Here is a 24,551-nt window from a genome sequence, read left to right on the forward strand (position 1 = left end):
CCCGAGCCACCATCTTAAATAAAAAACACTTATTAAAATAATTAAGCCGACTTAGCTCAATTGGTAGAGCAACTGACTTGTAATCAGTAGGTTGAGGGTTCAAGTCCTTTAGTCGGCACTCTTTATGGCGGTCGTGGCGAAGTGGTTAACGCATCGGATTGTGGTTCCGACACTCGTGGGTTCGATTCCCATCGGTCGCCCCATATTATGCGGGTGTAGTTTAATGGTAAAATAGAAGCCTTCCAAGCTTCGGTCGTGGGTTCGATTCCCATCACCCGCTTTTTTATAAAATTTAATGGGCCTATAGCTCAGCTGGTTAGAGCGCACGCCTGATAAGCGTGAGGTCGATGGTTCGAGTCCATTTAGGCCCACCATTAAATTTATAATTAATTTTTCCGCAGTAGCTCAGTGGTAGAGCACTCGGCTGTTAACCGAGTGGTCGTAGGTTCGAATCCTACCTGCGGAGCCATTATGATAGAGAAGTACCCAAGTGGCTCAAGGGGCGCCCCTGCTAAGGGTGTAGATCGGGTAACCGGTGCGAGGGTTCGAATCCCTTCTTCTCTGCCATATTTTTTTTTGGCCCGTTGGTCAAGCGGTTAAGACACCGCCCTTTCACGGCGGTAACACGGGTTCGAGTCCCGTACGGGTCATAACTAAAGCTCAGTTATTTGTGATAACACAGGTAACTGAGTTTTTTATTTGTCTTTATAATTAGGGACTCAAACAACAATAGGAGGAAGAATTCTCCATCATCACGGTAGAAGTGATAACTCCGTGCGATTTATAAATACAGCGAATCCAATAACGTTTCGTAGGAGAGTATATCAGAGCAAATCTATTTAATGGTAGTTTGAGTAGTATAGCTGGACTAATAGATGCCTTCTAGGGCTATTTATATAGATGCCTCCATCATAAACATCGAATACGTAATACTAGAAGTAATTTTCATAAATAGAGAAAAAGTTTTAATGTGAACGTCTCCAATAAAATGTCTATTGAATGAAAAAACGGACGAACCTAATTATTAATATAAAAGCCAAGAGTATTCTCTCAATAAATAGCCTGACCATTCGTCACCTTTTTTTAAACGCTTTAATTTCATTATCTAAAAAGGCATTCGTTACTAATCCTTCACTCAACTCCATTAATATTCTCCCAATCGAATTCATCCCCTAGTTCTTTAATAAAATCAATTAAACTACAATTAGTAAAGATAATTTGTGTTTATGGATACTAGCAAATCAATAAATATTTCCACGTACATGCAACAAATATAGTAATAGAAACAACGCATTTCAGAAGTAGCTCTCCATGGTGTAGGCCTGTACTTTTCCTATGAACTTCATTCGGGCTACAAACTTATTTCTCGCTTTAAAACTACTAGCAGTATGACTTAGTTTAAATTCCAACAAGATTATATCCTAGCACTTAATTACAACATCAGTATTATTCATAAATATTATTCCTATAATGAATCCTTCAACCCACTGTGTTATCTTCTATAATGTATTTATGTAAAAGATGAATATCCTTAAATACTTTAACGGTAAAATAGAAAAGATTTTCAATTTGAGAAAATTGATAGGAGAAAAACTATTTTTAAAGTCATTCATTCTTTATACTTACCCTTAATATTTAATCTGTAATTAGAAAGCAAGAAAATGAAAGCTAGCGAAGGATCTTGATGCTAAAATGTGAATACTAAGGATGAGGTGAGTGATCGAATGAACAGATTAAATAATCAAGTTATGTGGGCTGCAGTTGAGGAATGTGATGAAAACTATGATGGCGTTTTTATTTATGCAGTTAAGTCTACTGGAATCTGTTGTAAGCCCTCGTGTAAGTCAAGAACCCCTTTAATAGAAAATGTATCGTTTTATCCATCGCTTTCATTAGCAATAAATGATGGTTATCGTCCTTGCAAAAGATGTCAACCTGACTTACTTCACACAAGTGAGGAGGATATAATTTTTTCAGCCAAACGCTTTATTGAAAAAGAGTATCGAAGTAGTTTATCTTTAGATCGGTTAGCAATTGAAGTAGGAGTAAGTAAATTTCACTTACAGAGATTATTTAAAAAGTCTACAGGTTTCTCTCCATTAGAATACGCAACTAAGTTGAAAATGAATGAGGCTGCGAGATTGCTAAGAGAGACTGATGAAACGATAACAGAAATAGCACATAATCTTGGTTTTAAAAGCTCAGCACATTTTTCCAATATGTTCCGCCAGCATTTACATTACACTCCTTCAAGTTTTAGAAAGGGGTTAAATAAATGAAATTAAAAGATGGAATGGCGTTATTTAGCTTAGCAGCGTTATGGGGGGCCTCTTTTTTATTTATTAGAATCGCTTCACCTGTTTTTGGACCATTTCTAACAATTCAAGCAAGAGTTACATTTGCTTCTATTGCCTTAGTATTATATTTAGTTATTACAAAGAAGTCATTACACTTTAAGAAGAGATGGAAACAATATTTAATAATTGGGATGTTAAATGCTGCAATTCCATTTACTTTAATAGCTATATCAGCATTGTATCTAACAGCTTCTATGTCATCAATTTTAAACTCTTTGACACCTTTATTTACTGCACTTGTAGTATGGATATGGATGAAGGAAAGTTTGTGTATGCGAAAATGGCTTGGGATTGTTATAGGAGTAATTGGAGTAATCTTACTTGTAGGATGGAGCTCTATTCCATTTACTTACGATGTTAAAATTGCAGTGGGACTTGCTGTTTTATCGACCATTTCATATGGACTTGCAGGTGTTTACGCAAAGAAGGCATTTATTGGAGTTCCACCAATATCACTTGCCGCTGGACAACAAATCGGTGCCGCAATTATACTTTTACCATTTACATTACTAAATTTACCTACCTCGACAACTAACGTGACGATATTGGCTATATTGTCGGTTATAGGATTAGCATTATTTTGTACTTCAATAGCATATTTATTGTATTTTTATCTAATCGAAAGTGTTGGACCGACTAAGACGTTAAGTGTTACATTTTTAATCCCTGTATTTGGAATGATTTGGGGAGTTCTTATTTTAAAAGAACATATCTCTTTAGGAATGCTGTTCGGTTTTATTGTCATATTATGTGGTGTATTCCTAATTTCAGACATCCGATTAAAAGCATTAGCAACGAGTAAGCACATGGAGATTTAGTCGTCCAAAAAAATAATAGATAATCTAAAAAGGATCTTCGTAAACGGACGAGGATCCTTTTATTTTGCTACACGGTCATCTGTTCAGATTGTTAACGTCTTAAATTTTGTACATAGAAGATTCGACATAAGATTTGAATTGTCCTTATTGCATCCTAAAGTTAGTATTTATTTCCAATTCCGCAGCAGGGATTCTAAAAATTTTATAAAAACTTTTAAAATTTTTTCAAAAAATAACTCTCCTTCCCAATCCGACAATCTTCTACAATTCTTTTTAAATACAAAGATTATATGATTTTAAAACGCGAATTATGTATGAAATTTTATGAAAAATCAAAAATTTACAAATTATTACAAGGGTTTTCAGGGAAGTTGTGAATAAATATACAGTAATATTCGTTCGACAAATTCGACATTTTTACGACAAACGCAATAATGGCAACGTTTTCATGAATGGTTATTCATTTTACCGAAAAAATATTTGAATTTTTTTTGCATAAATACAAGGTGTTTATATATATTTGTAGAATATTAAGAGATAGAAGAATTTAAGAGATTGTAATGAGGTGAGGATGTTGCTTTTGACACGGCCAACTGAGTTTGATGTGCATTTATTCCATGAAGGAAGTTTATTCCACAGCCATGAATGCTTTGGTGCACATGTAGTAAAAAAAGGGAATAAAGTTGGAACTACTTTTACAGTGTGGGCTCCACATGCGAAGGGTGTCTCAGTTGTAGGGGACTTTAATAATTGGAATGGTTTAGAGCATAAGATGGAAAGGTTGAATGATCAAGGGATATGGACGATATTTATCCCAGAAATTGGTCATGAGACAGTATACAAATATGAAATTTCAACCAAAAAGGGAGATATTTTATTAAAAAGTGATCCTTATGCTTTCTTTAGTGAACTTCGACCGAATACTGCTTCTGTTGTTTATGATCTTTCAGGATACAAATGGAAAGATGCAAAATACCGTAAGCAAAAATTTAAAAAGTCTGTTTATGAAGAACCAGTTTTAATTTACGAAGTGCACTTAGGGTCTTGGAAAAAGAAGAAGAATGGTGATTTCTACACATATGCAGAATTAGCAACGGAATTAATTCCATATGTTAAAGAGCATGGTTTTACTCATATTGAGATTTTACCGTTAGTCGAGCATCCATATGATCGATCGTGGGGATATCAAGGGGTAGGGTATTTCTCTTCCACTAGTCGATATGGAAATCCTCATGAATTAATGAATTTTATAGATGAATGTCACCAGAATGGGATAGGTGTCATTATGGATTGGGTACCAGGTCATTTTTGTAAGGATTCTCATGGATTATACATGTTTGATGGTGAACCAACATATGAATATGAAGGTTACGAAGCTAGAGAAAATGAAGTATGGGGAACAGCGAATTTCGATTTATCTAAACCAGAAGTAAAATCATTTCTTATTTCAAATGCCTTATATTGGATGGAATACTTTCATATTGATGGTTTCCGAGTAGATGCGGTTGCCAATATTTTGTATTGGAAAAATAGAAATGAAGAAAATCCTTTTGCAGCTTCTTTTTTAAGAAGATTAAATGAAGTGGTATTTGAGCATGATCCACAAGTATTAATGATTGCGGAAGATTCTACTGATTGGCCATTAGTTACTGCACCTACGTATGAAGGTGGACTAGGATTCAATTTCAAGTGGAATATGGGTTGGATGAATGACGTTTTGACCTATATGGAAACTCAACCAGCTGAAAGAAAGCATCATCACAATAAGATGACTTTCTCGTTTTTATATGCCTTCTCGGAAAACTTTGTTTTGCCTTTTTCACATGATGAAGTAGTACATGGTAAAAAATCATTACTCAATAAAATGCCAGGTACATATGATGAAAAGTTTGCTCAACTAAGAGCGTTATTTGGTTATTACTTATCTCATCCAGGTAAGAAACTTTTATTTATGGGAAGTGAATTTGGTCAATTCGATGAATGGAAGGATTTAGAGCAAGTTGATTGGATGATAAAAGATTATGAGTCTCATACGAAGATGAACAAATACTTCAAAGAATTATTATCAATTTATAAAAAAAATAAGTCACTTTATGAAGTTGATAATCATTGGGATGGATTTTCTTGGATTGATGCAAATAATTCAGATCAAAGTGTATTTTCATTTATCCGTAAAGGGAAAAACAAAGAAGATTATGTCATAGTAATTTGTAACTTTAGAGAGATTTCTTATGACTCATATCGAATTGGTGTACCTGCAAAGCACCGATATAAAGAATTACTTTCAAGCGATTATGTACAATTTGGTGGCGATAGTAAAATCAATCGTTCATCCATTGAAGCAGAAGAATTACCATTTCATGGTTTACCATACAGTATTGAAATAGCACTACCTGCGTTTAGTTTTACTATCATACGTCCAGTCAAAATGCGAAAGGGGATTAGCAGCAATGGTTCAGAAAAAATGCGTAGCAATGTTACTAGCAGGGGGAAAAGGGAGTAGGTTAAGTTCTTTAACAAAAGAACTAGCAAAACCAGCCGTAGCTTTCGGAGGTAAATATCGAATAATTGATTTTACTTTAAGTAATTGCACAAATTCAGGCATTGATACTGTTGGGGTGCTAACCCAATATCAGCCACTTGTCCTAAACTCATATATTGGTATAGGGAGTGCATGGGATTTAGATCGCTTAAATGGTGGAGTTACTGTTTTACCGCCATATTCAGAAGCGTCTGGCGTTAAATGGTATACAGGTACTGCAAGTGCAATCTATCAAAATTTAAATTATTTAAAACAATATCAACCTGAATATGTGTTAATCCTTTCAGGTGATCATATTTATAAAATGGACTATAGCAAAATGCTAGACTATCACGTTGAAAAAGATGCGGATGTATCTATTTCTGTGATCGAGGTCCCTTATGAAGAAGCTAGCCGTTTCGGAATTATGAATACGAATGAGGAAATGGACATTGTAGAATTTGAAGAAAAACCTCAAAATCCGAAAAGTAATTTAGCTTCAATGGGAATTTATATTTTTAAATGGAATGTTTTAAAAGAGTTTTTAGAGATGGATGACCGTAATCCAGAGTCTAGTAATGATTTTGGTAAAGATGTTATTCCATTATTACTAGAAGAGAAGAAAAAAGTGGTTGCTTATCCTTTCAAAGGCTATTGGAAAGATGTAGGTACAGTAAAAAGCTTATGGGAAGCAAATATGGATTTATTAAATGAAGAAAGTGAACTAAATATATACGACCGTGATTGGCGCATATATTCAGTTAATCCGAATCAACCACCACAATATATTGCACCTACAGCAATCGTTGAAGACTCACTAATTAATGAAGGTTGCGTTGTTGAAGGTTTTATCTCACATTCAGTGTTATTCCAAGGTGTAACAATCGGAGAGGGCAGTATGATTAAGGATTCTGTCATTATGCCAGGTTGTGTAATTGGAAAGGATGTTCGAATTGAAAATGCGGTAGTAGCTCCTGGGATGATTGTTCCCGATGGAAGTCTATTAGGTCCTGAGAAAGATTATGAAGAGGTTATTTTAGTTACGAGCGAAGTTTAAGAGGTGGCTCATTCCTCAAAAAGAAAAATAGATTGAGAGGGTTATTTGATGAAACATACTATGCTAGGAATAATTGAGGCTTCAACACATTTTGAATCTTTAAAGCCGTTAACACAACATCGACCATTAGCAACACTTCCTTATGCAGGTCGATATCGTTTGATCGATTTTATGTTAAGTAATATGGTGAATTCAGGTATTACGAGTGTCGCTGTATTTCCCGATCAACCTTATCGATCAATTATTGATCATCTAGGCTCAGGTAAACACTGGGACTTAAATCGAAAAAAGGATGGGCTATTTATCTTTACACCAGAGCCTAGTGATGGAGCTTTTGGTACTTTTGATTTTATTGATAAACATATCCAATTTTTACAACGTGCGACTCAAAAGTATGTAGTTGTAGCAAATACATATACTATTTGCTCAGTCGATTTTAGACCAATTTTAAAGAGACATATCGAAACAGATGCACAAATTACAGAGTTAAAGCAATTTGGTAAATCTTTAAATATCTATATACTTGAAAAAGAGTTACTGTTAAAGCTTTTTGAAAACTTCCATGAAAAAGGCTATGAAACAATTATGGACGTTGTGCGTGATCAAAATAATGAAGTCGAATTAAAAGCATATGAAATTCCTCAACAAGTGGCAATCATTAAAACAATTGAGGATTATTTCGAGCAAAGTATGAAATTATTAAATCCTGAAATTTGGAATCAATTATTCTTAAAATCTTATCCTGTCTTTACAAAAGTTAAAGATGAGCCACCAACAAAATATTCAAAAGAAGCAATTGTAAAAAATTCAATTGTAGCTAATGGATGTGTAATAGAAGGAACTGTTGAAAATAGTATTATTTCAAGAGCGGTGAAAATTGGTAAAAATACGATTATTCGCAATTGTGTTGTTATGCAAAAATCAAACATTGGCGATAACTGTATATTAGATGGAGTTATATTAGATAAGGATGTTCGAATAGAAGATGGCGTTGAAATAAAAGGAAGCTTAAATGAGCCAGTAGTGCTTCAAAAAGGTTCAGTTCAAGGAGCGTTGATTCAGTGGTAAATGTTTTATATATTGTTTCAGAGTGCGTACCATTTGTTAAATCGGGAGGGCTTGCAGATGTTGCAGGCGCCCTCCCTAAATATTTAAATAAATTAAATATGAATGTAAGAGTAATGCTTCCATTCTACTCGTTAATTCCAGCTAAATATAGAGAAGAAGCTAAGCTTGTAAAAGAGCTCTCTATAAATCTAGGGTGGAGAAAACAGTATTGTGGATTATTTGAGTTAAAGGTTGAAGGTACGACTTATTATTTTATTGATAACGAGTACTATTTCAATCGAGATAAGTTATATGGTCACTACGATGATGGAGAGCGTTATGCATTTTTCACATTGGCAGCGATTGAATGCATTAAAGAGTTAGATTTTATCCCTGATGTTATTCACTGTCATGATTGGCATACAGCGATGATCCCATTTTTCATGAAAGAGTATGGCGCATTAAAAGATATTAATCCAAAAATGAAATCTGTTTTTACAATCCATAATCTTCAATTCCAAGGTGTATTTTCTAAAGTAGTAATGGATGACATTTTAGGAATTGATGAGCAATATTTTAGCGATGACTATTTAAAATTTTACGATTGTATCAACTTTATGAAAGCTGGAATCATTTCTAGTGATATCGTAACAACTGTTAGTCCAACTTATAAAGAAGAAATCAAGCACGAGTTTTTCGGAGAGCAACTAGATGGACTATTACGTGAGCAAGATCACAAACTTTTCGGAATCGTTAACGGAATTGATGAAACAATTTATAATCCAGCTACTGACCAAAAAATCCATGCTAATTACGATGAATTTACAATCGAAAATAAAGCAGAGAATAAATTGAAACTGCAGGAGTCGCTTGCCTTAAAAATGGACGAAAATATTCCAGTTATAGCGATGGTTTCTCGTTTAACAAGTCAAAAAGGAATTGACCTTATTACACACGTATTCCCTCAAATAATGGATCATAACGTTCAAGTAATCATTTTGGGTACTGGTGAAGAAGAGTTCGAGAACTACTTTAAATCAATGGAACATAATTATTATGACAAAGTAAGGGCCTATATTGGATTTGATGAAAGTTTTGCCCACCAAATTTATGCAGGTGCAGATTTATTCTTAATGCCTTCTTTATTTGAACCTTGTGGTTTAGGGCAGCTTATTGCAATGAAGTATGGCTGTGTCCCAATCGTAAGGGAGACTGGGGGGCTAAATGATACTGTCCAGTCATATAATGAAGAGACGAAGAGCGGAAACGGTTTTACATTTACGAACTATAATGCTCACGATATGCTTCACACAATTGAACGAGGACTTATTGTATACGAGGATAAAAAGAATTGGAAATCAGTAAGGAAAAATGCAATTAATAGAGATTCAAGTTGGTTAAAATCTGCTAAAGAATATGCAAAATTATATATGCAATCCTCAAAGTAAAAATCTTATAGGGTGAGGTGATTCCATGTTTTCTAGTGTGGAGGAATTTGAGTGGGGTTTTAAAGAAAAGCTAGAAAGTATGCATGGAAAGAATATTGCAGAAAGCACTACTCAGGAGCAGTTTCAAACACTTGGTACGATGATACGTGAACATATAAGCGGTAATTGGTTAGGAACGAGTGAACAATACCGTTTAGAGCGAAAAAAACAAGTTTATTATTTATCAATTGAATTCTTATTAGGTAAACTTTTGAAAAGTAATTTAATTCATCTAGGCCTTAGAGAGTTATGTGAAACAGGTCTTGGGAAATTAGGCATTACTTTAAGTGATCTGGAGGAATTTGAAAGTGATGCAGGTCTAGGAAATGGTGGCCTCGGCCGCCTAGCATCGTGCTTTCTTGATTCCCTAGCTTCTCAAGACTTACCTGGTCATGGATGTGGCATACGCTACAAACATGGCCTATTTGACCAAAAGATTGTAGATGGCTATCAAGTTGAGCTCCCAGAACAATGGCTGAAATACGGAAATGTTTGGGAAGTTCGAAGAGATGATGAAGCAATAGAAGTCCTATTTGGTGGAGAAGTCGAATCATATAATAACAAAAATCGATTAGAATTCAGAATTCACAGTGCAGAAGCAATCACAGCAGTACCATACGATTTACCGATCATAGGTTATCATACAAATACGGTAAATACGTTAAGATTATGGAGTGCAGAAGCGTCTACACATTCCTCGAATAAAACATTGATGAAATATAAGAGAGAAGCAGAAGCGGTCTCTGAATTCTTATATCCTGATGATACACATGATGAAGGAAAGATTTTACGTCTAAAGCAACAGTATTTTCTTGTTTCTGCAAGCATTCAAAGAATAGTAGATTCATATAAAGAGCAATACGGTAATATTCGCAAGCTTCACGAAGAAATTGCGATTCATGTAAATGATACACATCCAGTTTTAGCGATTCCAGAGTTGATGAGAATTTTAATCGATATTGAAAAGCTATCTTGGGAGGAAGCTTGGGAAATTACAACCCAAACGATTTCCTATACGAATCATACAACGCTCTCTGAAGCGCTTGAAAAATGGAGAGTTGATTTATTTAAGCCTTTATTACCAAGGATTTATATGATTGTAGAAGAAATAAATGAAAGATATTGTAAAGAGCTTTGGAACAAATATCCAGGTGACTGGGATCGCATAGAACAAATGGCAATAATTGCTCACGACGTCGTAAAAATGGCTCATCTAGCAATTGTAGGTAGTAAGAGCGTAAACGGAGTTGCAGAAATTCACACTGAAATTTTAAAGCAAAGAGAAATGAAGCTCTTTTATGAGCATGAGCCATTTAAGTTTAATAATAAAACAAATGGCATAACTCATAGAAGATGGTTACTTCAATGTAATCCAGAGCTTAGTAGCTTAATAAATGAGTCGATTGGGGACGGGTGGATCCACGAACCAACTCAACTTGACAATCTATTGAACTATCAAAAAGATGAAGCCTTCTTAACAGAATTTATGAATGTAAAGAAAAAGAGAAAAGAAGTGCTCGAAAATTACGTTCACTATACAAATGGAATTGCGTTAGACACAGATTCAATATTTGATATTCAAGTGAAGCGGATGCATGCATATAAAAGGCAATTACTAAATGTTTTACATATCATGTATTTATATAATCGTTTGAAGGAAGATTCACATTTTAAAATGCATCCTAGAACGTTTATATTTGGGGCGAAAGCATCTCCGGGTTACTATTTTGCGAAAAAGATTATTAAATTAATTCATTCTGTGGCTGACATCGTTAATAATGATCGCTATATAAGTCAATTTATAAAAGTCATTTTTATCGAAAATTACCGTGTTTCGTTAGGAGAAATCATTTTCCCTGCAGCTGATGTCAGTGAACAAATCTCAACAGCAAGTAAGGAAGCGTCAGGAACTGGAAATATGAAATTTATGATGAATGGCGCACTTACGATTGGGACGCTAGATGGGGCAAATATTGAAATCTTAAGAGAAGTTGGCGAGGAGAATATTTTTACTTTCGGACTTACAGCGGACGAGGTTTTAAATTATTACCAACACGGTGGATACAAAAGTAGTGATTATTATCATCATGATCTTAGAATTAAAAAGGTATTAGATCAATTACTCCATGGATTATTTCCATTACCAAGAGAAGAATTTGAGCCGATTTTTGATTCACTTATGTCCTATAATGACGAGTACTTCTTATTAAGGGACTTCTCTTCATATGTAAAAGCTCATGAATGTATTAATAATACTTACCAAAACAAAAAAGACTGGGCATTAAAAAGTCTTCATAATGTCGCAAAATCAGGCTTTTTTACAAGTGATCGTACTATACGTCAATACGCTTCAGAAATATGGAATATACACGAAAGAACTTTACATCACACTTAAACCTCCTCTTATTTTAATAGGAGGTTTTTCATATAATTGTGTAAAGCGGGAAAGGAGAGATAAGTTGAAATTCCTTTCAGTCGACTATGATAAAGCCTTAGAATTACTACTTTGCATTGAACAGGCGTATACTCAGTATGAAGAAGATGGGCAATTTATGATACCTGCAGATTATTCATTAGTTGATACAATCAAAGCATGTGTTTTTAGCGAGCCGGAGTGGTTTGGTTATATTATAGAAAATGAAGATTCGATCATCATCGCATTTCGAGGAACGAAATCAGATTTAGATTGGTTAGCTGATTTGAAAATTGATCAAGATTTATTTCCTTATGTGATGGATGGTGGAAATGTACACTCAGGTTTTCTATCAATTTATCAATCTTGTCGAGAAATGCTCTTAGCAATTGTAAAAGTAAAGGCTCTCTCAAAAAAAATATTCATAACCGGGCATAGCTTAGGTGGATCATTGGCTACGTTATTAGGTTATGAGATTGCAATGAATGGAATTTGTAACCCGAATGTTTATACATTTGGCTCTCCAAAAGTTGGCAATATAAAGTTTAAAGAAAATTATGATGAAAATGTAAGGCATAGTTTAAGATTTGTTAATTTATATGACATGGTTCCTTTAAGCCCGCCTTTTAAAGTAGAAATAAAGCCCTTGCACATTTATTTAGAATACGTTCAAGTGAAACATCCAATCACTTTTTCACTAAATAAGGGATCAATTAAAAATAGTCATCTCTTATCGACTTATATCGAAGGGGTTAAAAAGATGAAGCTGGATTATGACTATACCCCAACATTTACTTATAAATTGCGTGAAGCTGAACCATTGGAAGAGGAAGTAATCTAATCATCAAACAAAAAAACTAGTCAAATGAGACTAGTTTTTTAAGTTGCAGCGTAAAAAATGGTTTATTCTTTACCGTCTAATAAATTCCCTAGGCCACCTAAAATACTTCCTTCTTCTTTAGATGAATTTGGTAAGTATTGACCAATTCGAGATGCTAATCTTGCTAAAGTTAATGATTGAACCCAAATTGTGCCTGGACCTTGAAGTGTAGCGAAGAATAGACCTTCTCCACCAAATAAAGCCGTTTTTACATTTCCAACGTACTCAATTTCATAGTTAACATTACCAGTAAAACCAACAATACATCCAGTATCAATTTTAATTTTTTCACCTGGTTGTAGTGTTTTTGTGTAGATTGAACCACCTGCATGTAGGAAGGCAAGACCATCACCTTCGAGTTTTTGCATGATGAAGCCCTCACCACCAAATAGTCCTGTACTTAATTTCTTTCTAAACTCGATTCCAACTGAAGTCCCTTTTGCAGCAGCTAAGAATGAGTCCTTTTGACAAATAATTTTATTTCCATATTCATGTAAATCCAGCGGTATAATTGTTCCTGGATATGGAGAAGAGAAGCTTACTGTTTTTAAAGAGCTAGTTCGGTTCGTAAAGCTAGTCATAAATAAGCTTTCACCTGTTACAAGGCGCTTTCCAGCTCCAACTAGTTTTCCAAATAATCCGCCGCTTTGCTGGGAGCCATCTCCAAAAATTGTTTCAAGCTCAATTCCATCGTCCATCATCATCATTGCTCCAGCTTCAGCAACTACTGTTTCATTTGGATCAAGCTCTACCTGCACAAATTGCATATCATGGCCATGAATTTTATATGTAACTTCATGTGAATTTTTCATTGTTATTCCTCCTTATAGTTTCACTATACAAATATTGTAATATGAAATTCTAGTTTTTTAATTATAAATAATTTGATAAATTACTACAGAATCCTCAAATATTATTGCCAATTGATGTGAAAATATGACGATTTTATTGAATTAAATTAGGTCGAAATATACAAAAAAATAAATTTGACGAATTATATAAAAAATTCTTTCAATTTAGCCTTAGTGTCATTGACGCTCTTTTTTATCTATGATATATTTAATTTACTATTAACTGCATATTTATTTGAAGGTAAGAAATTAACGATACATTTGCACTACAAAATTCTTAGTAACGCTCATTTTTCTTTGTCTTGAAAAGAAGTTTTGACCACTTTCAATGTTGTAGCAATCCTAAGCCGATTGGACAATGACGTTCTTTTTCTTCATCCCTCTTTTATGCACGTTTTAATAGTGTATATATGTATTTTTAGGAGGTATTATCGATGGAATTCGGTAAAGTTAAATGGTTTAACAGCGAAAAAGGTTTTGGATTCATCCAAACTGAAGGTGGAAACGACGTATTTGTACACTTCTCTGCAATTCAAGGCGAAGGTTTCAAAACTTTAGAAGAAGGTCAAGAAGTTCAATTCGAAATCATCGAAGGAAACCGTGGACCACAAGCAGCTAACGTAAACAAAAAATAATTTTTGTTATGTTCAAGGCATCCTTATTTAGGATGCCTTTTTTATTTTAATCTATTAATCTATATATTTAGTAAGTAAATATTATAATTTAGGTAGGTAGCAAAGAGCGACCAAAGTGAATAAGGGATTAGTAAAATAAATGAAGTTTTTGAATGTTTATAGGCAGTGATTGCTAAAAGTATAGCTGTTACTGATACAAATCCGCAGTCTATTGTTGCTAATAGGATATTTTTTTGTTCGAATTGAAAGAAACTAAATAACTGGTTAAATAAATAATTAATAATAAATAAAATAAAAAACCATTTTGCCTTTTTAAATGATTCAACCATTGAAACGACTATACATACGCTTAGCGAAATAAAAGAATACAAGAAAGCCCAAATGATTCCGATTGTTTTTCCTGATGGGGTATAGCTAGGTTTATGTAGACTATTATACCAATTAAAATCAATTGGAAATAAAATAGAAGCTACAAAAAATAAGCAGTATAAGGAGAAAAATAATACGATTAACTTTATATTCATAAACCCTCCTTAAATAAGATGTCTTGATTTAGTATATGTCTATAATTTGAAAATATAAAAAAAACGACCACAATGAAGTAATCGTTTTTAAATGAAAGCTATAATTTAATACTTTTCTATGTCTTTTACATCGATTTCGGATAGTTCGCCGTTTAAGGCTTGTTCTTCATAGTCATCAAGATCTTGTTCATACTGTTCATGCTTTTTAGAAGGGTAGACGGTTCGTTCTTTTCCGTATATATCAGTGCCGATAAAGTTTTCAAATTCTTCAACATATCCTACATTTTCATAGCTCTCAGTATAAGTGTTTTCATACTCCTCAATATTATTGAATTCAAAATCAGAAGGTGTTTGTGAATTTCCATATCGTTCTACATCTTGTAGAGCGTCTTCAGCGTCATACATCATTGAGCGGTCTTTAGGATCCCTACTAAATGGAGGATTTAGAACTTCTTCCTCAATTGGACGATCGTATCTTATAGAAGAACTTGAAATATGTTGATCATGGGTATGCTCAATTGTTGCTTTCGCTGTAGGAAGTGCTTGTAAACGTTCAAAGGGAATCTCTTCGCCACTAATTTCACATATGCCATATGTTCCATTTTCAATTTTTTGCAGCGCAGTATTTACATCGGTTAATTCATTTCTTAAATGCTCATGAAGAGAAATGTCCTTTTCGCGTTCAAACAATTCAGTACCTAAATCACCAGGGTGATTGTCTATAAGTGAAAGTTCGTCGACTGAATCCCTGAGTGAATATGGAGTAAAAGCTGGATCATTTAATCTTTCTTCTATATGTTGTTTTTGTTTTAGTAATTCCGTTTTAAATGTTTGGATTTGTGATTGTGAAAGCATCATGCTCCCCCTTTTCAATAAATGAATATGGCTATCCATATTTTGTTCAAAAAGGGAGAAAACATGAGTTAAGTTTTTTGAGGAATTGAATTGTCTTAATTAGGAAAAAATATTTCCAATTATTAAGCCTATAACAAGAAGGAATCCCATTATAGTATTTGTTTTTGCTGTCGCTGCCATAGCTGGCATCATTTCCATTGGTTGAGTTTTACCAATAAAACCTTTTGTTGCTTTAATTGCTACCGGTATGCTTGCTAAAGAAATCAGTGCAAAAGGTGTAATTAAATTCATTATGACAAATAAAATAACTAATGCATATGCAACGGCAAACATTGAACCAATAAAGATAATTGAATTCTTTTTACCTAATAAGATAACGAGTGTTTTGCGTCCATTTTCTTTATCGTTATCTAAATCACGTATATTGTTTGCTGTTAAAATTGCTCCAATTGTAATAGAAGTAGGAATTGATAGTAAAATTACATTAGATGGTAAATTTCCAGCTTGGATATAATAAGTAATTCCAATAATGACAACACCCATAAAGAAGCCCGCAACTAATTCTCCAAATGGAGTATATGCAATTGGAAGTGGTCCTCCAGTGTAAAAATAAGCTGCTGCCATACATATTAGACCAATAACTGCTATCCACCAGCTACTTTGAATGCAAATATAAATACCTAAAAGTAGTGCAATACCAAAAAAAGAAAAAGCGAGTGTTAATACAGTTGAAGGTTTAATGCCATCTCTTACGATTGCTCCTCCGATTCCGACAGAACCTTCATGATCAAGACCTCTTTTATAATCATAATACTCATTGATCATATTTGCAGCTGCTTGGATTAATAAACTTGCAATAAGCATCGAAAGAAATAAAAGTAAATGAAATGAATGATCTATATGTGCTAACATTGCACCGATCGCAACAGGAATGAACGCTGCGGTTAATGTATGTGGTCTTAACAAATTCCACCATGTTCTAAAACCTGTTGAGGAAGTTGGTGATTGAATTGTTGGTTGCATTTTTAACATCCTCCTTTTTATTATTATTTGAAAATGTAGGCCATTTTACTTTAAAAAAGTATGGACGAACTTCATAAAATTGACAGTCTACATTCATCGTTGTATCTTTAGTTATATCATGTATTTAACGTATATTTAAGCTAGGGGGAACTATAATGCTTAGAACAGGTCAGCTAGAATCGATTGCATTCTTTGAGCACTCTCTTTTGAATGCAAAAACTTGTTCAAAACGCTTTATTTGTAAAGTGGAAAAAATAATGAATATTCATCCCCTAAGCGTTTACCATTTTTATCATGAATTGGGTTTTACTGAACGCTTTTATTGGTCAAACCAAGAAAACTCGTTAATTCTCACAGGAATTGGTACTTTAGTTCCTTTTCATCATAGTACAGAAGAACAGTATTCTGCAATAGAAAAAGAATGGAAACGCTTTGGAGAGCAAGTGCATATCGAGCAAGAACATTGCTTTGGTACAGGACCTATAGCTCTTGGGGGTTTCTCTTTTTTTGATGATTATAAAGATGATCAAGATTGGAAGAATTTTGGAACCTCTCATTTCTATATACCTAAATTAATGGTGACGGTTACAAAAGAAGGAACATTTATTACTTCTAATTATGAAATAAATGAACAAACTTCCGTAGAGGATTTATTGCTTCAATATAAAGAATATGATGACTTTTTAGAAAACTTTGGAATGAAGCAACCGAGTTTTACGCAATCGGAATGCATCAATAAGGATGAATATGAACCAAATGAATGGATTCAAAGTGTAAAAGAAGCTATACAACAAATGAAAAACGAAAAGTTAGAAAAGGTTGTATTAAATCGCACTTTGGATGCTACATTTTCGGCAGAAGTAAATTCAACAAAAGTAATATATGAACTAGAAGCAACAAGAAATGTTAATTATATTATTTCTTATCAAATAAAAGATACTGTATTTATTAGTGCTACTCCTGAACGATTGATTTCTAAAAAAAATAATACAGTTTCTTCAATGTGCCTTGCAGGTTCAGCTGCTAAAGGAAAAACTAAGGAAGAAAATATAGAGGCTTCTAATTGGCTATTAAATAGTAAAAAAAATAATGGAGAACATGCTTTTGTTGTAAACTATATCCGAGAAACTCTAAAGAAATATTGTAACGAATTATTAATTCCGTCGACCCCAAGAATTATGGCGACTAAAAGCTTATTGCATTTATTTACGCCAGTTGAAGGGAATTTATATAACAACGTTACTTTATTCGAACTAATTCAAGCATTACATCCGACACCAGCACTTGGTGGTTTTCCTAAGGAAGAAGCATGCAAATTAATTCGTGAACTTGAACCTGTGGATCGCGGTTGGTATGGTGCTCCAATTGGATGGATTGATTTAAATGGAAATGGCGATTTTGCTGTAGGCATACGTAGTGCCTTAATTAAGGGAGAAAAAGCAAAATTATATGCCGGTTGTGGTGTTGTACAAGATTCAAAACCAGAGGAAGAATTTTTTGAAACTGGTGTAAAGTTTCTGCCAATGCTGAACGCATTAGGAGGGTTACGAAATGAAAGATAATGAAGCATTAACAAAATATATAGGTGCTCTTGTAGATGAATTAAGCGCACTAAATATTCAAAACGTTGTAATTAGCCCTGGGTCGCGTTCTACTCCAATCTCGATGCTTGTAAATGAGCATCCAAAACTTAAGTCTTATATTGCAGTGGATGAAAGAGGAGCAGGTTTTTTTGCTTTAGGAATTGCCAAAAGTACTAAACAGCCAACAGTTTTAATTTGTACATCTGGAACAGCGGCTTCTAACTATTTACCTGCAATATCTGAAGCGAGAGAATCTAGAATTCCTTTGATCGTATTAACAGCTGATCGACCACATGAGCTGCGAGATATTGGTGCACCGCAGGCCATGAATCAAATTGGCTTATATGGTTCTTTTGTAAAAAAATTCATTGAACTGGCCTTACCAGAAGCTTCTGAGGCAATGTACCAATATGCCCGTTCAAGTATTAATCGACTTTACCGTTCATGTGTGACTGCTCCCATGGGGCCTGTACATATGAATGTGCCTCTACGAGAACCATTAGTTCCAAATTTTGCAATTGATGATTTATTTTCGGCAGGAAAACGTAAAAATTCTGCTCATACGATACTTACTAAAACTCTTGCGACAATTTCAATAGAAACAAGAAATGAAATCACCGAGCTTTTTCAATCAAAAAGAAAAGGCTTATTAGTTTGTGGACCGTATGTTGAAGGCGATGCTTTAAAAAGGATTATTGCTTTAGGAAGTTTATTAGACTACCCAGTTCTTTGTGATCCGCTTTCAAATGGTAGAGCAAATAATAATGAGGATTCAAATGTAATCGATACATACGATACGTTCCTTCGTTTTGAAGATATTGCTAATTCACTTGAGTCTGAAATAATTGTTCGATTTGGCTCGATGCCTGTCTCTAAGACATTTACTCAATATACACAAAGGCAACAAGATTGTGAGCTGATTGTAATTGATGAAGGTGACCTATGGAGAGATCCAACATTAAAAGCTACACAAATGATTTCATGTGATGATCTTGAATTTTGTAATGCAATTTTCGAATCATATGAGAAGACAACTGAATTTCAACCTGATTGGTTGAATGAATGGAAATCAATTAATGAAAAAACGAAAAACGGACTTCAGCAAGCTGAACAGTTTGATGAACTTTTTGAGGGGAAAATTGTTCAAGTTTTAGCAAAGTCTATAGAGGAAGAAAGTACTTTATTTGTATCAAACAGTATGCCAATTCGTGATGTAGATACATTTTTACTTTCGCAATCTAAAAAGTTAAAAATTGCTTGTAATCGAGGCGTAAATGGTATTGATGGAACAATTGCGACCGCATTAGGAATGGCAGCAGCTGGAGACAATGTGACATTATTGATTGGAGATTTATCTTTCTACCATGATTTAAATAGTCTAGTACTTTCTAAGCTACATCATTTGCCTTTACGAGTTATTCTCGTTAATAATGATGGAGGCGGCATCTTCTCATTTTTACCTCAATCAAAAGAGGAAAAGCATTTCGAAGCATTGTTTGGCACTCCATTAGGATTGGATTTTGAACATGCTACAGCACTTTTCGGTGGAATTCATACAAAAATTAATAATTGGTTCGATTTTGAAGATGTGTTGTCTAGAAAGAATGATGGTTTACAAGTTATCGAAATTCGAACAAATCGTCAAGAAAATTATGATCTACATCAAAAAGTTTGGAGCATTGTAAAATCTAAATACGAAAAGTAAAGTTAGGTGTTCCTGCTAATGGAAATTAAGATTAATGAAGTTACCTATTCATATACTGAATCTGGTCAAGGGCAAACAATTCTCTTATTGCACGGTTTCACCGGTTCAAAGGAAACATGGGGAAATTTAATAAAAGAGCTAGAACTAAATTTTCATGTAATAGCAATTGATTTATTAGGGCATGGTGAGACTGATGCTCCAATTGATGACGAACTTTATAAAATGGAGTATGCTGCTAAAGATCTATCTGACTTTTTAAAACAAAAGCAGATTGATTCTGTGCATTTATTAGGCTATTCAATGGGTGGTAGACTAGCCCTCTATTTTGCTTTGGCCTACCCAGCTAAAATTAGCTCACTTATTTTAGAAAGTTGTACAGCTGGTCTTAATACTGAGCGTGAAAGATTAGCTCGAATCGAACAAGATACTAAATTATCCTCGATGATCCTGAATGATGGCATTGAAACATTTGTTAATTATTGGGAAAACATACCGTTATTTTCTACACAAAAGAATCTACCTAAATCATCACAGGAAGAGATTAAACAAGGTAGATTAAATCAGTCACCGATTGGACTAAGTAATAGTCTAAAAGGGATGGGGACAGGCATCCAGCCTTCTTTATGGAATGATTTAAATCAATTTCACAAAACAACATTATTAGTTTGTGGTGAATATGATGAAAAGTTTTGCCTAATAATGGGGAAAATGAACGAGAAGCTAAAAAATAGCGAAATTATAAAAATTCCACACGCTGGCCATGCAATTCATGTGGAACAATCGGAAAAATTTGCTACAATAGTAAGTGGGTTTTTATTGGAAAGAGAAAAGGAGGAAATTTCATGACTATTGAATGGGTACAAGAAAGAAAGTATGAAGAAATTTTATATTCTACATATAATGGAATCGCTAAAATTTCAATCAATCGTCCGCACGTACATAACGCATTTACACCATTAACAGTATCAGAATTAATTGATGCTTTTGCTTATGCAAGAGATGACCAAAAAATTGGTGTTATTATTTTAACAGGTGAAGGTGGAAAAGCATTCTGTTCTGGAGGAGACCAAAGTGTTCGCGGACACGGTGGTTATGTTGGACAAGACCACATTCCTCGCCTTAATGTATTAGATTTACAACGCTTAATTCGTGTTATTCCAAAGCCTGTAATTGCGATGGTAGCTGGATATGCAATTGGTGGAGGACATGTACTTCACGTAGTTTGTGACTTAACAATCGCTGCAGAAAACGCTAAATTTGGACAAACTGGTCCAAAAGTAGGTAGCTTTGACGCTGGTTATGGCTCAGGCTATTTAGCTCGTATTGTAGGTCATAAAAAAGCTCGTGAAATTTGGTACTTATGCCGTCAATATAATGCACAAGAAGCATCAGATATGGGCTTAGTAAACAAAGTAGTACCTTTAGAAGAATTAGAAACTGAAACAGTTAAATGGGCTGAAGAAATGCTTGAAAAGAGTCCAACTGCACTTCGTTTCTTAAAAGCAGCAATGAATGCAGATACAGATGGTTTAGCTGGAATTCAACAGCTAGCTGGAGATGCAACACTTCTTTACTACACAACTGATGAAGCAAAAGAAGGCCGCGATGCATTTAAAGAAAAACGTACACCTGATTTCGATAAATTCCCACGTTTTCCTTGATTTGAAAGAAGATAAAAGCTTGATGAGCAATCATCAAGCTTTTTTGAATTAATTTTCATTACAGTAAGGAAGTGTATTTAAATGAGTCAAATTCCGAATTTTTTACATGAAAGAGTCAGATTAACTCCTGATCGAGTAGCCGTTGCAACCGATGTAGAGGAAATTACGTTTAAGGAATTACATAACCGGGTTTTAAATCTAGCATATAAATTTCACCAATTAGGTATAAAAGACGAGTCCCATGTGTCTGTTTTAATGAATAATTCCGTTGAGTTTATACAAGTTGTATATGCCCTTCATTATATCGGAGCTACATCAATTTTACTGAATATAAGATTAAGTGATGATGAAATAAGATACCAATTAGAAAATAGTGATTCTGAATTTTTAATCGTAACAAATTCAAATGCAATCAAGGTACCTGAAAATATTAAATTGATAAATATAGATGGGTTGGAACATGTCGAAATGAAGGATTTTCCGATCCGGTATAATTTTGATGAGGATAAAATCGCTACAATGATGTACACATCCGGAACAACTGGCTTCCCAAAAGCAGTTTTACAAACTTATCGTAACCACTTTAACAGTGCCGTTGCATCAGTCTTAAATTTAGGATTAGAGCAGCAGGATGTATGGCTAGTTTGTTTACCAATGTTCCATGTAGGTGGCTTATCAACTGTATACAAAAGTGCGATTTATGGAATGAAAATTGTCATAACAAATAAAGCTGATGCACAAACAATTAAAGACTGCGTCATAAAGCATAATGTAACCATTCTATCTGTCGTTACAAAAGTTTTAAATGACCTCTTAACACTTGTTGAAGGAACAAATGATTTAAAAAGTGTAAGGGCAGCTTTACTTGGAGGGGGTCCTGCACCACTTCCACTGTTACAAAAGGCAAGTTCTTTAAATGTACCAGTTTATCAAACATATGGAATGACTGAAACATGTTCACAGATAGCAACTCTTTCTCCTGAATACATGCTTTCTAAACTTGGTTCTGCTGGTAAAGCTTTATTCGGTTGTACACTTGAAATAAAAGAAGATGGTCGAACTTGCTTACCTGGAGAAGTAGGAGAAATTGTCGTCAAGGGACCGAATGTAAGTAAAGGGTATTATAAGCTTGATCGGGATTTGAATGCATCTGATTACCTTTACACAGGTGATTTAGGTTATGTAGATGAAGATGGCTTTTTATTCGTAGTTGATCGTCGAAGTGACTTAATTATTTCTGGGGGAGAGAATGTCTATCCTGCAGAGATCGAATCAGTATTATTATCGCACCCAGACATTATTGAAGCTGGTGTAACTGGCAAAGAAGATCCAGCTTGGGGAAAGGTACCTGTTGGATTTGTGATCAGTAAATCCTCTAATCCCCCATCCCAAGAAGAACTAATCGAGTATTGTCGAGATAAAATAGCGGGATATAAAATTCCAAAAGAAATAATTTATGTAGAAAACTTACCAAGAAATGCAACAAACAAGCTAGTAAGAAGAGAGCTGCTAAAGCTTTTATAAGGGGAATTAATGATGTTAATTCAACAAATTGAATTATTTTTAATTGAACAGCCTTTAAAGATACCATTTAAAACAAGCTATGGTACATATGAAAAACGTGAAAGTATTATTGTTAAAATTATCGATGAAAATGGAGTGCATGGTTTTGGGGAAGTTGTTGCTTTTTCTGAACCGTGGTATACGGAAGAAACGATTTATTCAGCACTTCATGTTTTACAAGATTTCTTAATCCCAAAATTATTATATAAACAATTTAATCATCCTAGTGAAGTAGCATTGCAGTTAAATCAATTTAAAGGGAATCAAATGGCTAAAGCAGGGCTTGAAAGTGCGTATTGGGATTTGTATAGTAAACAAAATTCAATTTCGTTAGCGCAAGCCTTAGGGGGCAATAAAGCTGAGATACCAGTTGGGGTCGTTATTAGTATAGACGAGCCAGGAAAAATGACAAAACAAATTGGTGACTATTTAGCACAAGGATATGAACGATTTAAAATAAAGGTTTCGAGGGAAAATGATTACGAAATTGTATCTACTATTCGAAATAGCTATCCGACAATTCCTTTAATGATTGATGCTAATTCGGATTATTCGATAGACGACATCCCTCAACTAAGAAAATTAGATCAATTTAATCTAATGATGATAGAGCAGCCTTTCGGTGAGCGCCAATTTATTGAACATGCTATTCTTCAAAAGGAAATTTCGACCCCTGTTTGTTTAGATGAAAGTATTTGTTCCATTGAGGATGTTCAAATTGCCCACGAACTAAAAGCATGTAAAATCATTACTGTAAAGCCTGGCAGAGTCGGAGGACTAACCAAATCAATCGAAATTCATCGTTATTGCGTTGAAAAGAATATTCCAATTTGGGTTGGGGGTATGATCGAAACAGGAATCTCTAGAATTCAAAACGTTGCATTAGCCTCTCTTCCAGGATTTACGATCCCTGGAGATATATCGGCCTCATCTAGACATTGGGAGCGCGATATTATTTATCCAGAGGTAGCATTAATAAATGGAAAAGTTAGAGTTCCAGATGGGCCTGGTATAGGAGTAGAAGTGGATGAAGCAAGAGTCCGAAGTCTTTCTAAAAAGATTTATAGACATGCTTAAAAAAATAGACAAAAAAATACGATCAAATTAAACTTGTCATTCATTTCAAGTTTCTTTGACCGTATCTTTTTTTATTTCCTTATTTTTCTTCTCAGGTACTGGATCAAATCCACCTGGATGAAACGGATGGCACTTAAGTATTCTTTTAGTCGTTAAATAAGAGCCTTTTAGCGCACCATGAGTCTGTAGTGCCTCTAATCCATAATGAGAGCATGTTGGATAAAATCTACATGAAGGTGGCGTTGCAGGTGATATCCATTTTTGATAAAATCGAATGATTCCAATTAATATTTTATTCATATACAAACCTTACGTCTGCTAGAATTATTTTTCATCATGGTTATTATTCATTTTTACGTCTTCTAGCTTATCGACTTTATGCTGTACTCCATAGCCTTTATTTACAGTAAGTACGAATGCACCAAACACAACAACGATAATAATTCCACTAACAACAAATACTCCAGTCATACGCTAATCCTCCTAAATAGTTA

Annotated in this window: 21 protein-coding genes and 7 tRNA genes; 22 read left to right on the forward strand and 6 right to left on the reverse strand. The window is 34.2% G+C overall.

Translation table 11 applies throughout. The annotated features are described in order from the left end of the window. Positions 1-45: 45 nt before the first annotated feature. From CN601_RS23245 to CN601_RS23315, 15 genes are all read left to right on the forward strand, one after another. A tRNA-Thr gene (locus CN601_RS23245) sits at positions 46-118 on the forward strand. Positions 119-127: 9 nt separating this feature from the next. Next, positions 128-203 (forward strand) — tRNA-His (locus CN601_RS23250). Positions 204-209: 6 nt separating this feature from the next. Then, a tRNA-Gly gene (locus CN601_RS23255) sits at positions 210-280 on the forward strand. Between the two features lie 17 nt (positions 281-297). Next, a tRNA-Ile gene (locus CN601_RS23260) sits at positions 298-374 on the forward strand. 20 nt (positions 375-394) lie between these two features. Then, positions 395-469 (forward strand) — tRNA-Asn (locus CN601_RS23265). A gap of 7 nt (positions 470-476) precedes the next feature. Further along, positions 477-567: transfer RNA gene (locus CN601_RS23270), tRNA-Ser, on the forward strand. 11 nt (positions 568-578) lie between these two features. Further along, positions 579-650 (forward strand) — tRNA-Glu (locus CN601_RS23275). 1,074 nt (positions 651-1,724) lie between these two features. Next, the gene (locus tag CN601_RS23280) at positions 1,725-2,279 is read left to right on the forward strand and encodes a bifunctional transcriptional activator/DNA repair enzyme AdaA (protein ID WP_098172466.1); all 555 of its coding nucleotides are present in this window, start codon (positions 1,725-1,727) and stop codon (positions 2,277-2,279) included. After that, on the forward strand, positions 2,276-3,175 hold the full coding sequence (locus CN601_RS23285) for a DMT family transporter (RefSeq protein ID WP_098172467.1): 900 nt from the start codon (positions 2,276-2,278) through the stop codon (positions 3,173-3,175). Before CN601_RS23280 ends, CN601_RS23285 begins: the two co-directional genes overlap by 4 nt. A 574-nt stretch (positions 3,176-3,749) precedes the next feature. Beyond that, positions 3,750-5,678 carry a 1,4-alpha-glucan branching protein GlgB gene (gene glgB, locus CN601_RS23290; protein WP_098121903.1) on the forward strand — a complete coding sequence of 643 codons (1,929 nt, stop codon included), beginning with the start codon at positions 3,750-3,752 and terminating at the stop codon, positions 5,676-5,678. After that, positions 5,626-6,753, forward strand: a complete 1,128-nt coding sequence (locus CN601_RS23295; protein ID WP_098121895.1) for a glucose-1-phosphate adenylyltransferase — start codon at positions 5,626-5,628, stop codon at positions 6,751-6,753. Before glgB ends, CN601_RS23295 begins: the two co-directional genes overlap by 53 nt. A gap of 48 nt (positions 6,754-6,801) precedes the next feature. Continuing rightward, positions 6,802-7,821: a GlgC family sugar phosphate nucleotidyltransferase gene (locus CN601_RS23300; RefSeq protein ID WP_098121896.1), complete on the forward strand. Its 1,020-nt coding sequence runs from the start codon at positions 6,802-6,804 to the stop codon at positions 7,819-7,821. Next, a complete protein-coding gene (gene glgA, locus CN601_RS23305; RefSeq protein ID WP_098172468.1) occupies positions 7,815-9,248 on the forward strand; it encodes a glycogen synthase GlgA in 1,434 nt (477 codons plus the stop codon). Before CN601_RS23300 ends, glgA begins: the two co-directional genes overlap by 7 nt. 25 nt (positions 9,249-9,273) lie before the next feature. Continuing rightward, entirely contained in the window at positions 9,274-11,682 is a 2,409-nt protein-coding gene (locus CN601_RS23310) for a glycogen/starch/alpha-glucan phosphorylase (protein ID WP_098172469.1), read from the forward strand. A 64-nt stretch (positions 11,683-11,746) separates the two neighbouring features. Continuing rightward, positions 11,747-12,541: a lipase family protein gene (locus CN601_RS23315; protein WP_179865670.1), complete on the forward strand. Its 795-nt coding sequence runs from the start codon at positions 11,747-11,749 to the stop codon at positions 12,539-12,541. Between the two features lie 62 nt (positions 12,542-12,603). Here the strand turns inward: CN601_RS23315 and CN601_RS23320 are convergent, their stop codons facing one another. After that, positions 12,604-13,392 carry a TIGR00266 family protein gene (locus tag CN601_RS23320; RefSeq protein WP_098172471.1) on the reverse strand — a complete coding sequence of 263 codons (789 nt, stop codon included), beginning with the start codon at positions 13,390-13,392 and terminating at the stop codon, positions 12,604-12,606. A gap of 473 nt (positions 13,393-13,865) precedes the next feature. Between CN601_RS23320 and CN601_RS23325 the strand changes: the two genes are divergently transcribed. Further along, positions 13,866-14,066, forward strand: a complete 201-nt coding sequence (locus CN601_RS23325; protein WP_098121901.1) for a cold-shock protein — start codon at positions 13,866-13,868, stop codon at positions 14,064-14,066. A gap of 59 nt (positions 14,067-14,125) precedes the next feature. On the opposite strand, the gene CN601_RS23330 is transcribed toward CN601_RS23325, so the two are convergent. From CN601_RS23330 to CN601_RS23340, 3 genes are all read right to left on the reverse strand, one after another. Then, on the reverse strand, positions 14,126-14,590 hold the full coding sequence (locus tag CN601_RS23330) for a TspO/MBR family protein (RefSeq protein WP_098172472.1): 465 nt from the start codon (positions 14,588-14,590) through the stop codon (positions 14,126-14,128). Between the two features lie 105 nt (positions 14,591-14,695). Next, entirely contained in the window at positions 14,696-15,445 is a 750-nt protein-coding gene (locus CN601_RS23335; RefSeq protein WP_098119584.1) for a TraR/DksA C4-type zinc finger protein, read from the reverse strand. Between the two features lie 99 nt (positions 15,446-15,544). Then, positions 15,545-16,468, reverse strand: a complete 924-nt coding sequence (locus tag CN601_RS23340; RefSeq protein ID WP_142317432.1) for a 1,4-dihydroxy-2-naphthoate polyprenyltransferase — start codon at positions 16,466-16,468, stop codon at positions 15,545-15,547. A 155-nt stretch (positions 16,469-16,623) separates the two neighbouring features. Between CN601_RS23340 and CN601_RS23345 the strand changes: the two genes are divergently transcribed. From CN601_RS23345 to menC, 6 genes are all read left to right on the forward strand, one after another. Beyond that, positions 16,624-18,030: an isochorismate synthase gene (locus tag CN601_RS23345; RefSeq protein WP_098172473.1), complete on the forward strand. Its 1,407-nt coding sequence runs from the start codon at positions 16,624-16,626 to the stop codon at positions 18,028-18,030. Further along, the gene (menD, locus tag CN601_RS23350) at positions 18,020-19,756 is read left to right on the forward strand and encodes a 2-succinyl-5-enolpyruvyl-6-hydroxy-3-cyclohexene-1-carboxylic-acid synthase (RefSeq protein ID WP_098172474.1); all 1,737 of its coding nucleotides are present in this window, start codon (positions 18,020-18,022) and stop codon (positions 19,754-19,756) included. The genes CN601_RS23345 and menD overlap by 11 nt, the downstream gene beginning before the upstream one ends. 18 nt (positions 19,757-19,774) lie before the next feature. Continuing rightward, the gene (gene menH, locus CN601_RS23355) at positions 19,775-20,602 is read left to right on the forward strand and encodes a 2-succinyl-6-hydroxy-2,4-cyclohexadiene-1-carboxylate synthase (RefSeq protein ID WP_098172475.1); all 828 of its coding nucleotides are present in this window, start codon (positions 19,775-19,777) and stop codon (positions 20,600-20,602) included. Next, positions 20,599-21,417: a 1,4-dihydroxy-2-naphthoyl-CoA synthase gene (gene menB, locus CN601_RS23360; RefSeq protein WP_098119579.1), complete on the forward strand. Its 819-nt coding sequence runs from the start codon at positions 20,599-20,601 to the stop codon at positions 21,415-21,417. The genes menH and menB overlap by 4 nt, the downstream gene beginning before the upstream one ends. An 81-nt stretch (positions 21,418-21,498) precedes the next feature. Continuing rightward, complete coding sequence (locus tag CN601_RS23365; protein WP_098172476.1) at positions 21,499-22,941, forward strand: o-succinylbenzoate--CoA ligase; 1,443 nt, start codon at positions 21,499-21,501, stop codon at positions 22,939-22,941. Positions 22,942-22,953: 12 nt separating this feature from the next. After that, positions 22,954-24,057: an o-succinylbenzoate synthase gene (gene menC, locus CN601_RS23370; protein WP_098172477.1), complete on the forward strand. Its 1,104-nt coding sequence runs from the start codon at positions 22,954-22,956 to the stop codon at positions 24,055-24,057. 45 nt (positions 24,058-24,102) lie between these two features. On the opposite strand, the gene yidD is transcribed toward menC, so the two are convergent. Both yidD and ytzI read right to left on the reverse strand, forming a co-directional pair. Beyond that, positions 24,103-24,357, reverse strand: a complete 255-nt coding sequence (gene yidD / locus CN601_RS23375) for a membrane protein insertion efficiency factor YidD (RefSeq protein ID WP_098119576.1) — start codon at positions 24,355-24,357, stop codon at positions 24,103-24,105. A gap of 24 nt (positions 24,358-24,381) precedes the next feature. Beyond that, a complete protein-coding gene (ytzI, locus tag CN601_RS23380) occupies positions 24,382-24,528 on the reverse strand; it encodes a YtzI protein (protein ID WP_098119575.1) in 147 nt (48 codons plus the stop codon). Positions 24,529-24,551 lie beyond the last annotated feature (23 nt).

The organism is Bacillus sp. AFS017336 (genome assembly GCF_002555445.1).
In the GTDB taxonomy this organism is placed as follows: Bacteria; Bacillota; Bacilli; order Bacillales; family Bacillaceae_G; genus Gottfriedia.